10 protein-coding genes are annotated in these 11,193 nt (G+C 57.0%); 6 read left to right on the top strand and 4 right to left on the bottom strand.

Annotated elements, in window-relative coordinates:
* The first annotated feature begins 18 nt into the window (after window positions 1-18).
* Both Z945_RS0108885 and Z945_RS0108880 read left to right on the top strand, forming a co-directional pair.
* Entirely contained in the window at window positions 19-1,017 is a 999-nt protein-coding gene (locus Z945_RS0108885; RefSeq protein WP_025051753.1) for a hypothetical protein, read from the top strand.
* 17 nt (window positions 1,018-1,034) lie between these two features.
* Window positions 1,035-2,594 (top strand): substrate-binding domain-containing protein, encoded by a 1,560-nt coding sequence (locus Z945_RS0108880; RefSeq protein WP_081780981.1) that lies wholly within the window; start codon window positions 1,035-1,037, stop codon window positions 2,592-2,594.
* On the opposite strand, the gene radC is transcribed toward Z945_RS0108880, so the two are convergent.
* The 3 genes from radC to dnaK form a co-directional block, all read right to left on the bottom strand.
* Window positions 2,591-3,346, bottom strand: coding sequence for a RadC family protein (gene radC, locus Z945_RS0108875; RefSeq protein ID WP_025051751.1), 756 nt, complete (start codon window positions 3,344-3,346; stop codon window positions 2,591-2,593). The genes Z945_RS0108880 and radC overlap by 4 nt on opposite strands.
* Before the next feature lie 79 nt (window positions 3,347-3,425).
* A complete protein-coding gene (gene dnaJ, locus Z945_RS0108870) occupies window positions 3,426-4,577 on the bottom strand; it encodes a molecular chaperone DnaJ (protein ID WP_025051750.1) in 1,152 nt (383 codons plus the stop codon).
* An 83-nt stretch (window positions 4,578-4,660) separates the two neighbouring features.
* Window positions 4,661-6,580 (bottom strand): molecular chaperone DnaK, encoded by a 1,920-nt coding sequence (dnaK, locus tag Z945_RS0108865; protein WP_025051749.1) that lies wholly within the window; start codon window positions 6,578-6,580, stop codon window positions 4,661-4,663.
* A gap of 213 nt (window positions 6,581-6,793) precedes the next feature.
* Between dnaK and Z945_RS0108860 the strand changes: the two genes are divergently transcribed.
* Window positions 6,794-7,393 carry an alpha-ketoglutarate-dependent dioxygenase AlkB family protein gene (locus Z945_RS0108860; protein ID WP_025051748.1) on the top strand — a complete coding sequence of 200 codons (600 nt, stop codon included), beginning with the start codon at window positions 6,794-6,796 and terminating at the stop codon, window positions 7,391-7,393.
* 6 nt (window positions 7,394-7,399) lie between these two features.
* Here Z945_RS0108860 and Z945_RS0108855 read toward each other — a convergent pair whose 3' ends face one another.
* Window positions 7,400-8,224 (bottom strand): ABC transporter permease, encoded by an 825-nt coding sequence (locus Z945_RS0108855; protein WP_025051747.1) that lies wholly within the window; start codon window positions 8,222-8,224, stop codon window positions 7,400-7,402.
* 115 nt (window positions 8,225-8,339) lie between these two features.
* On the opposite strand from Z945_RS0108855, the gene cysQ reads away from it, so the two are divergent.
* The 3 genes from cysQ to Z945_RS0108840 are packed head-to-tail and all read left to right on the top strand — an operon-like array spanning window position 8,340 to window position 11,169.
* Window positions 8,340-9,137: a 3'(2'),5'-bisphosphate nucleotidase CysQ gene (gene cysQ, locus Z945_RS0108850; protein ID WP_025051746.1), complete on the top strand. Its 798-nt coding sequence runs from the start codon at window positions 8,340-8,342 to the stop codon at window positions 9,135-9,137.
* On the top strand, window positions 9,137-9,937 hold the full coding sequence (locus Z945_RS0108845) for a 3-deoxy-manno-octulosonate cytidylyltransferase (RefSeq protein WP_025051745.1): 801 nt from the start codon (window positions 9,137-9,139) through the stop codon (window positions 9,935-9,937). Before cysQ ends, Z945_RS0108845 begins: the two co-directional genes overlap by 1 nt.
* Window positions 9,934-11,169: a glycosyltransferase family 2 protein gene (locus tag Z945_RS0108840; protein ID WP_025051744.1), complete on the top strand. Its 1,236-nt coding sequence runs from the start codon at window positions 9,934-9,936 to the stop codon at window positions 11,167-11,169. Before Z945_RS0108845 ends, Z945_RS0108840 begins: the two co-directional genes overlap by 4 nt.
* Window positions 11,170-11,193 lie beyond the last annotated feature (24 nt).

The following is an 11,193-nucleotide window of genomic DNA, read 5'->3' as shown; positions in this document are numbered from 1 at the left end:
CGTTCGAAGGGGACCAAGATGGTACGCACGAAAGAGATTCTAACCGGAGTGGGCGCATTGGCTTGTGCTGCTGGTATCGGTTTTTTCATGCAAAGCTCTGACACGGCGCAGGAGCGCTATGGTGAAACGTCCGCACAGATCAATGCGGCCGAGGGCTCCATTCTGACTGCCTCAAGCACCACGGACAGTCTGTTGGATGTCCAAGAAATTACACTGACTTCAGCCGAGTTCGATACCGGCATCGCCTTGCCCGACCCTGTCGACGAGGTCGTGACTGTGGCGGCCCCAAGCAGTGTCCTGCCCGAGCCTGTTTCGCCAGAAGCAACTGTCGCACCCGCATGCGAAGTATCTGCTTCCGCCCGTCCCATTGCCGGCGCGATGGTCGACTTGACACTGAACGCGTCCTGTCTTCCGAACGAACGCGTGACAGTGCACCACAACGGCATGATCTTTACCGAAACCACGTCCGACGCTGGCGCGCTTGAAATCAAAGTACCGGCGCTGTCTATCGACGCGGTGTATATCCTTGCGTTCTCGAATGGCGAAGGTGCCGTTGCGCAGACCACCGTCGAAGAGCTTGCTGACTATGACCGCGCCGTTCTTCAGTGGAAGGGCAACACCGGTTTTCAGATTCACGCGCGCGAATTCGGTGCCAACTACGGTAGCAAAGGACATATCTGGAGCGATGCGCCGGGAAGCATTGCAGATGCTGTTTCGGGTGCCAGTGGCGTGCTGACACTGCATGGCGATACCAGCGCGCCAGAACCGTTGCTGGCCGAAGTCTACAGTTTTCCTAAGGCGTACAACGACCGCGCAGGTAACATTGCGCTGAGTGTCGAAGCGGCCGTGACTCAGGCGAACTGTGGCCTAGAGATCGAGGCGCAATCGCTCGAAATTGGCAGCAAGGGACAGATTAAAACGCAGAACCTCACGCTCTCTGTTCCGGAATGCGAAGCAGAAGGTGATTTTCTTGTGTTGAATAATTTGCTCCAAGACCTGAAAGTCGCTGGCAAATAGTCTACGCCAGAGGTCACATGATCAGTCTGAAACGTGCGGCGGTTTTCGCCGCACTTTTTCTTTTTTCCGTCACCTGTGCCGCCGCGCAGGATGTCACCCTCACATCAAGGGATGGCAAGGTTGAACTGAGCGGAACCTTGTTGGGATTTGACGGTGAATTCTATCGTGTCGCCACGGAATTCGGTGAACTCACGGTCGACGGATCCGGCGTATCCTGTATCGGACCAGGCTGTCCCAATCTGACGGAGTTTGTGGCCGAGGTTGAGATGTCCGGTTCTGCCACGATGGGTGCTGTGTTGATGCCTGCGCTGGTCGAAGCCTACGCGCAGCGCAACGGCTATGTGATGGAACGAGAACAAATCGATGCGACGCGCTTTGCCCTTCTGTTGACGCGGCGTGATACGGGCAAACTAGCCGCCCGTTTTGGCTTTCATGCCAGCAATACGGACGAGGGCTTTGCCGACCTTTTGGCGAATGAGGCTGACATTGTGATGGCTCTACGCGAGATCAGGCCAGAAGAACGTAAATTGGCGCGCGATGCGGGCATGGGCGACCTGACTGGCCCGAACCGAAGCCGTGTTCTGGCGCTGGATGCGCTGGTGCCTGTTGTCGCGGCCGGCAATCCGATCAAGAATATCGCGCCACTGACACTGGCGCAGGTTTTTGCCGGTCAGATCACGAACTGGCAGGCACTGGGCGGCCCTGACGCGCCGATTGAACTGCATGTGCCGATGGCAGGCAGCGGTCTGGCGCAAGTGATCGAAGACCGGGTGATGTCACCGGAAAACATGCGTCTTTCGGAGAATACGATCCAGCATAATCTGCCGGAACAGATCGCTGACGCCGTCAATAAAGACATTCTGGCCCTCGGGCTCACCAGCTATGCAGAGCGGCGCACGACGCGCGTGCTGACACTTGGGGGAAGCTGCGGCTTTTCGCTGGATGCCGCACGGCGGACCATCAAGACAGAGGATTATCCGCTGACCGCACCGATGTTTCTTTACTTTCCTGCACGCCGATTGCCGCAAGTCGCGCGGGAATTTCTGGCCTTTACCCGGGGGGCAGGCGCACAGAATGTGATCCGCCGAGCTGGTTTTGTGGATCAGGCGCCAGAGGAAATCGCGATCGAGCAGCAGGGTAACCGGTTTGCCAATGCAATCACCGTTGCCGGTCCGGAAATACCGCTTCAAGAACTGCAACGTATGACCGCGACACTCACCCCGATGGCGCGGCTGACGACAACCTTTCGCTTTGAAACCGGGTCAATTCGCCTCGACGCCCAATCGCGGTCCAATGTGCAACAGCTTGCCCGCGCGTTGGAACAGGGACGATACGATGCGCGGCAATTGCTGTTTGTCGGGTTCAGCGATGGCGAAGGCGCGCCCAAACCAAACCGGGAGATCGCCCTGCGCCGTGCGGAAGCGGTTTTGCGCGCTGTCACAGCGGCAGCGGTAACGGCCAATCCGGATCGTCTGACCCTTGGCGTGGATGCCTTTGGCGAGGCGATGCCGATGGCCTGTGATGATACCGCTTGGGGCAGACAGGCGAACCGTCGCGTCGAGGTTTGGGTGCGCTAAAGGTATCCTTCAGCGCGAAAGCTGAGTTCAGCAGATTTGCCGATGATCAGATGGTCATGCAGGGTTAAACCCAAAGCACCGCATGCCGCAGCGATTTGATTTGTCATATCTATATCAGCGCCGGATGGCGTCGGGTCGCCCGACGGATGATTATGCACAAGGATCATAGCGGAGGCATTCAGTTCCAGCGCCCGTTTGGCCACCTCGCGGGGATAGACCGGCACATGATCCACGGTGCCTTTGCCCTGCGCCTCATCCGCGATCAGAACGTTTTTTCGATCAAGATACAGCACGCGGAATTCTTCGGTTTCGCGATGTGCCATCGTGGTGTGGCAATAGTCCAGCAGCGCATCCCAACTCGACACGACATGGCGTTGCATCACTTTGGCACGGGCCAACCGTTGCGCGGCCGCTTCGACGATCTTGAGTTCGGTTACAACAGCCTCACCGACTCCATCGATGTCTTTGAGCCGCGTATCAGAAGCGGAAATTACGCGATTGAAATCGCCGAACCTGTCCAAAAGGGCACGGGCGAGCGGCTTGACGTCCCGCCGGGGAATGGCGCGGAACAGAAGCAATTCGAGGAGTTCGTAATCTGGCATCGGTTCTGCACCACCCTGCCGGAATCGGGAGCGCAGACGTTGACGGTGATCCTTGATGTAAGAGGGCTGTCCCGCGTTAGGGGAGGCTACAAGAGCCTCAGGGGCTTCATCCAGCAAATAGGGCGAAGGGTGTTCGGCAAAATGAGACATGCCCGCAGAATGCTGCGGGCATGGTTAGGATTCGGTTAATTGTGTCGGAGTCTTGAAGAAAAACGCTCTTTGGCGCGCCCTAGCCTTTCATCGAATCCCAAAAGGACTTCACGCTGGAGAAAAAGCTGCTGCTTTCCGGATTGTTCTCGGACGACAGATCTTCGAACTCTTTCAGCAATTCCTTCTGGCGTGACGTCAGCTTGACCGGCGTTTCCACGGCAAGCTCGATGATCATGTCACCCACGCCGCCGCCCCGTAGCGGTGGCATTCCCTTGCCACGCAGCCGCATCTGGCGACCGGATTGGCTGCCTGCCGGGATCTGTACGCGACCCCGCCCACCATCAATCGTCGGCACTTCGATGTTACCGCCAAGGGCAGCTGTGCTCATCGACACCGGAACGCGACAGAAAAGGTTCGGCCCTTCGCGATCAAACAGGTCGTGTTCGGTCACTTCGATAAAGATATACAGATCACCCGAAGGTCCGCCGCGCATCCCGGCCTCGCCTTCGCCAGACAGGCGAATACGCGTACCGGTTTCAACACCCGCTGGTATGTTCACGCTCAAAGAGCGCTCTTTTTCTATGCGGCCCGCGCCATGACAGGTCTTGCAGGGGTTCTTGACGATCTGGCCCATGCCCGAACAGGTCGGACAGGTGCGTTCAACCGTAAAGAACCCTTGCTGCGCCCGCACTTTCCCCATGCCGGAGCAAGTGGGGCAGGTTGTGGGTTCTGCACCACCCTCGGCACCGGAGCCGGAACAGCTGTCGCATTGCACGGACGTCGGTACGTTGATCGACTTCTGCAGCCCTGCGTAGGCCTCTTCCAGAGTGACGCGCAAGTTATAGCGCAGGTCTGCCCCGCGCGCAGCACGACGGCCGCCGCCCTGCCCGCCGCGCTGGCCCATGAAGTCACCGAACAGATCGTCGAAGACGTCCGAGAAGGCGGATGAGAAATCACCTTGCCCGGGGCCACCCGGTCTGCGACCACCGCCGCCGCCCATGCCACCCTCGAATGCCGCATGGCCATAGCGGTCATAGGCAGCTTTTTTCTCAGCGTCCTTCAACACTTCATAAGCCTCGTTGGCCTCTTTGAACTGCGATTCCGCCTGGGGGTTGTCTGCGTTCCGGTCCGGGTGCAGCTCTTTGGCTTTGGTGCGATAGCCCTTTTTGATTTCGTCTGCCGACGCGCCCTTTGCGACGCCAAGCACCTCGTAATAGTCACGTTTAGCCATGATGGATCATATCCTTTCGCTGGAACGTAAAGGGCCGGCCCGTCTGGATCGGACCGGCCCTGTCATTGGTTCCTGATGGCGACTTACGATGCGCGCTTGTCGTCGTCGAGGTCTTCGAACTCGGCATCGACGATGTCATCGTCTACTGGTCCGCCCGCTTCGTCAGCGGCAGCAGCCATGTCATCATCGCCCGCTTCGGCAGAGGCCTTGTAAATCGCCTCACCCAGCTTCATCGCGGCTTCGGTGACGTTCTGGATGCCGGCTTTGATCTTGCCAGCGTCTTCTGTTTCCAGATCGTCTTTCAAGGCAGCAATTGCCAGTTCGATGGCTTCCACGGTGGTTGGGTCGACCTTGTCAGAATGCTCTTCCACAGACTTCTCGGTCGAGTGGATCAGGCTTTCCGCCTGGTTCTTGGCATCCACCAACTCGCGACGTTCCTTATCCGCCTCGGCGTTTTCTTCCGCGTCCTTGACCATCTGGTCGATGTCCGCATCCGACAAGCCGCCCGAAGCCTGGATCGTGATCTTCTGCTCTTTCATGGTGCCTTTGTCCAAAGCCCCAACCGACACGATGCCGTTGGCATCGATGTCGAAGGTCACTTCGATCTGCGGCATGCCACGTGGGGCAGGAGGGATGTTCTCGAGGTTAAAGGCGCCGAGGATCTTGTTGTCGGCAGCCATCTCACGCTCGCCCTGGAAAACCCGGATCGTCACAGCGTTCTGGTTGTCTTCGGCGGTCGAGAAGACCTGAGACTTCTTCGTCGGGATCGTGGTGTTGCGGTCGATCAGACGGGTGAAGACACCACCAAGCGTCTCGATGCCAAGCGACAGCGGTGTTACATCCAGCAGAACCACGTCTTTGACGTCGCCTTGCAGAACACCGGCCTGAATGGCGGCACCCAAGGCAACAACTTCATCAGGGTTCACGCCCTTGTGCGGCTCTTTGCCGAAGAACTTTGTCACTTCTTCCACGACTTTCGGCATCCGGGTCATACCACCGACCAGAACGATTTCGTCGATGTCAGAGGCAGATAGACCGGCGTCTTTCAGCGCGTCTTTACATGGCTTCATGGAAGCCTTGATCAGATCGCCAACCAGGCTCTCCAGCTTGGCACGGGTCAGTTTCATGACCATATGCAGCGGCGAACCGTCCTTGCCCATCGAGATGAACGGCTGGTTGATCTCCGTCTGGGATGAAGAGGACAGTTCGATCTTGGCCTTTTCCGCAGCTTCTTTCAGACGCTGCAGCGCCATCTTGTCTTTGGTCAGATCAACGCCGTTGGTCTTTTTGAACTCTTCCGCAAGGTAGTTGACGATGCGCATGTCAAAGTCTTCACCACCAAGGAAGGTGTCACCGTTTGTCGATTTCACTTCGAACAAGCCATCGTCGATCTCAAGAATGGTCACGTCGAATGTACCACCACCAAGGTCATAGACCGCGATGGTTTGCGTGTTCTCTTTGTCCAGTCCATAGGCCAGCGCGGCGGCTGTCGGCTCGTTGATGATACGGAGCACTTCGAGGCCGGCAATCTTGCCCGCGTCTTTGGTGGCCTGACGCTGTGCGTCGTTGAAGTAGGCAGGAACGGTAATAACCGCTTGCGTGACTTCCTCGCCAAGATAGCTCTCGGCGGTTTCTTTCATCTTACCTAGAATGAAGGCAGAAATCTGCGATGGGGAGTATTTGTCTCCACGGGCTTCGACCCAAGCATCGCCGTTGCCGCCATCAATCACGTTGAAGGGCAGGTTCTTTTTATCTTTTGCCAGATCCGCATCGTCGTTGCGGCGGCCGATCAGGCGCTTAACGCCGAAAATTGTGTTGTCAGGGTTGGTCACGGCCTGCCGCTTTGCGGGCTGGCCTACCAGACGCTCGTCTTCCGTGAAGGCGACGATAGAAGGTGTTGTGCGTGCGCCCTCGGCGTTTTCGATCACGCGGGGCTGGCTACCGTCCATGATGGCGATACAGCTGTTGGTCGTACCAAGGTCAATTCCGATTACTTTAGACATTTTTGATCCCTCATTTTAATCAAGGCGATGACACGAGACATAAGGCCCATTCCGGCACCTTTGCCCCGATCCGGTATCACCAAACGCGGTGTGCGTTCAGCGGTTCGGAGGGTATATAGTGGGGGGGTATCGCCCTCGCAACCACTGGAACGGGGATGAATCGGAGAATCTGCATGGATTTTTCTATATTGCGCGTGATTGGAGGGGTTAAGTATGGCTTTGACACTGCGAGGCTTTGATATTTACAAGGAGTTTCTGGACCGGACCGCGCAGGAAAAATTGGCAGATACGGTACGCGATGTGGTGCGAAAGGCACCGCTGTTTCGGCCAGATACCCCCTATGGTAAACCCATGTCGGTTCGGATGACAGCGGCCGGGATCTATGGATGGTACGCTGACAAAAAGGGCTATCGGTATGTCAAAGCGCATCCGAACGGGCGCCCGTGGCCCGCGATACCGGAGGAGGTGCTTGAGATCTGGGACCGTGCGACCGGTCTTGCTCGCAAGCCGGAGTGTTGTCTGGTCAATTACTATGCGCCTGATGCCCGGATGGGACTGCATCAAGACCGCGACGAAGCCGATTTCAACTGGCCGGTTGTGTCAGTATCGCTGGGCGATGATGCGTTGTTTCGCATCGGCAATATCACCCGCGGCGGCAAGACCGAGTCAATCTGGCTGCAGTCAGGCGACGTCGTCGTGATGGGCGGCGCGGCGCGTCTGACCTATCACGGAGTGGATCGGATCAAGCCTGACACATCTACGCTGCTGCCCAAGGGCGGACGGATCAATCTGACATTGCGTGTTGTGAAGTGATCGTGCTTAGCGCCGTGCATTCCAGCTGAGTGAGGCATGGCGGCGTGTGTAGAATTCGCCCATCAGCCCTAGCACAATAAAGACAACACCGACCCAGAATGCGTATTCCCAGTTTGAATAGCGCGGATTGTAGTTGATGAAAGCAAAACCACGCGCCTGGTCAATAATGTGGAACAGCGGGTTCCAGTCGAACATGGCCAGCATATACCCCGGCAGCGTGTTCGCCACGAACATCTTGCCCGAGGCAATCATATTGGCCCGTTGATACACCATCGCTAGCAAGGACACGATGGAGGGGAACCACGGCTTCAACGCCAGCAGCAGCAGACCCAAAGCGCAGCCGGTGAACCATGCAAGCAACACCATGCCAAAGGCTTGAGCAGGTTGCTCAATCTCGACCGGGGTCCAGGCGACGTGGTAGGTGAACAGGACGATGACAAGCGATAGCACTTGGATATAGAGCGCACCCATTGCGGAAGAGAGAATGGCGATGATGGTGTTCATCGGCGCGTGCTGCATCATCGGGCTGGCCGGGCCATCCGCACCCATAACCGCGCCGAGCGCCTTGATATGAGACAGGTACAGAAAGATGCCAGTCATCAGATAGATCACGAAATCCCCGCGCACGGCAGCACCGCGCATTCCGAGGATCGAAAACATCAGATAGAAAGCGCCCAGAAACAGCACGGTCTGCATGATGTTCATCGCCAAAGCGACCAGCGCATTGTTATGCTGCTTGCGCACGCTGCGCACGACAGAATGATAGACAAGCTCAGCAATCGAGAGAGCAGACGCTATGCCGCCTTTTGGCTTTCGTGAAGATTGAAACATCGCGTGCTGCCCTTTGACAAACCTGACCTTTGCACGGAATTCTTGCTGTTCCGTTATCTGGGCAGCATAAGGATGCCAAACTGACGGATCAATGAAAGACGAAGGATTGCGGCGTATGGACTATGAAAAACTGATGAGTGTGATGCGCAGGCTATCATTGGAGGCCGGTGACAAGATCATGGAGGTCTATGGCCGCGATGATTTTGACGTGAAATCCAAGTCCGACGACAGCCCGGTGACCGCCGCAGATGAAGCAGCAGATGCGATCATCAGCGCCGGTTTGCGTGCGGCTTTTCCGGATGTGATGCTGGTCACCGAAGAGCAATCCGCGACCCATGAGGCGAAAGGCGATACTTTTCTAATCGTCGACCCGCTCGATGGAACCAAGGAATTTATCCACCGGCGTGGCGACTTCACGGTGAACATCGCTTTGGTCGAGCGCGGCCAACCAACGCGCGGTATCGTCTATGCGCCCGCCAAGGGGCGTATGTTCTTCACTCTCGCCGATGGCACTTCGGTCGAGGAAACCGGTGCGCTTGATAAGGAGAAGATGGGCGAAACGAAGACGATAACAGTCTCTGATGCGGATAATTCCGCTTTGATGGTCGTCGCCTCCAAATCGCACCGGGATCAGGCAACCGATGATTACATCGCCAAATATCAGGTAGAGGATATGAAAAGCGCCGGTTCGTCGCTCAAGTTTTGCCTGATTGCCACAGGCGAGGCAGATATTTATCCACGACTGGGCCGCACGATGGAATGGGATACCGCAGCGGGGCACGCGGTTCTGCGCGGTGCTGGCGGTGAAGTGGTGCGCTTTGATAATCATACGCCACTTGCCTATGGCAAAGCTGATTTCGCCAATCCCTTCTTCATTGCCTATGCGCCCTCTGTCGCGCTGAAGCCTGCCTGATGTCAGTTCTGATCGTCATACCGGCGCGCTTCGCCTCGACCCGCTATCCGGGCAAACCTCTAGCCGAGTTGAAGGGTGCCACCGGGCAAAGCCGCAGTTTGATCGAACGGTCCTGGATGGCCGCAAGCGATGTTACAGGCGTGGACCGCGTGGTCGTTGCAACCGATGATGACCGGATCAAACACGCTGCCGAGGCATTCGGCGCGGAGGTTGTGATGACCTCTACGTCCTGCGCCAATGGCACGGAACGCTGTGCCGAGGCACATGCGATTCTGGGTGGTGGTTTTGACGTCGTCGTGAACCTGCAAGGTGACGCGCCCCTTACACCTCATTGGTTCGTTGAAAGCCTTGTACAGGGTCTAATCTCAGCGCCCGAGGCGCAGATCGCGACCCCTGTCTTGCGGTGTGACGGTGAGGCGTTGAACGGGCTGCTGGCCGATCGCAAAGCGGGCCGCGTGGGCGGAACGACCGCAGTTTTCGATGTGAACCAGCATGCGATGTACTTCTCCAAGGAAGTGGTGCCCTTTACGTCAAAGCATTATGCAGACACTGATATGACCCCGGTTTTCCATCATGTGGGTGTTTATGCCTACCGTCCGGATGCGCTCGCGGCCTATCCTGAATGGCCCACCGGCCCGTTGGAGCAGTTGGAGGGGCTTGAGCAGTTGCGGTTCATGGAGAATGGTCGTTCTGTTCTTTGTGTCGAGGTCCAGGCGCGGGGCCGCGCGTTCTGGGAAATGAACAACCCGGAAGATGTGCCGAAAATAGAGACTATGATGGGGCAAATGGGCATTGAATGACGAATCTTACGGTCAGCGTTGTCGTTGTCAGCCGCGGACGGGCCGATGCGCTGAAACGCTGTCTTTTTGGCCTGTCTCAGCTTCAATACCCTGATTTCGAAATTATCATCGTCGCGGATCCTGACGGGATCGCGGCGGCGAAAACCTTGCCGTTCTCGGCGGACCTCAAACTGGTGCTGTTCAATCTGCCAAACATTTCCGCAGCGCGGAATCTGGGAATTGTTCAGGCCGCCGGTGATATTATTGCCTTTATTGACGATGACGCCGTGCCGGAACCGACGTGGTTACGCTACCTCACGGCTCCGGCCCTTCAAAGCGATGTTGCTGCGATGGGGGGATATGTTCGTGGGCGCAACGGGATCTCCTATCAGTGGAAGGCGCGCAGTATTGACCGGTTTGGTGACAGTCATCCTTTAGACCTGGATGCAAACCGCGCCACGGTCCTGCACCCGCCGAAAGGGCGTGCGATTAAGACGGAAGGGACAAACATGGCATTTCGCCGGTCTGTTCTTATAGAGCTGGGCGGCTTTGATCCTGCGTTCCACTATTATCTCGACGAAACCGATCTGAACGTCCGGTTGGCGCGCGCGGGCTATGCTACTGCACTTGTCCCCTTGGCAGAGGTCCATCACGGTTTCGCTGCCAACCGCATGCGGGGGGAAAACAGGGTGCCCCGTGATCTCTATGATATCGGGGCCAGTTGGGCTGTGTTCCAGCGCAAACATGTTATCGACGCAGAGCGGGTGCACCACTGGAAACGGTTGCGTGCGTCGGAGCGGATACGTCTACTGAAACATATGGTTTCAGGCGGGTTAGAGCCGCATTCCGTGCGATATTTGTTAGGGCGTTTAGATGCCGGATATGCAGAAGGACAGCTGCGCCCGATGCCGGTTTCGCGGCTGGCGCAGCATCCGGCGGAAGGTTTCAAACCATTCCCGTACAGGCCGCGCAATTCCGAACTTATCACGTCTCGTCCCTGGAAGTTCAAAGCGGATCGCGAGGCGGCACGCGAAAGGGTGAAAAACGGTGCAATTCTCACCCTGCTATCGCTTTCCTTCACGGGTATGTATCATCAGGTAAGTTTTACCCAGGATGGCCTATGGATCCAGCGCGGTGGCCTGTTTGGTCGGTCAGACAGGTCGGGGCGTTTGTTACGTATGACAACAAGGTCACGGCGCGTTGAAAAGGAACGAAGGCGCGTTGCCAGACAGCGCGGTTTTATTAAAGACTAACATTGACGATGTGGGATAAGACAT

Source organism: Sulfitobacter noctilucae, from assembly GCF_000622365.1.
GTDB lineage: Bacteria > Pseudomonadota > Alphaproteobacteria > Rhodobacterales > Rhodobacteraceae > Sulfitobacter > Sulfitobacter noctilucae.
The sequence above is the reverse complement of the archived record's forward strand: the minus strand, read 5'-3'. Positions and strand labels throughout refer to the sequence as shown.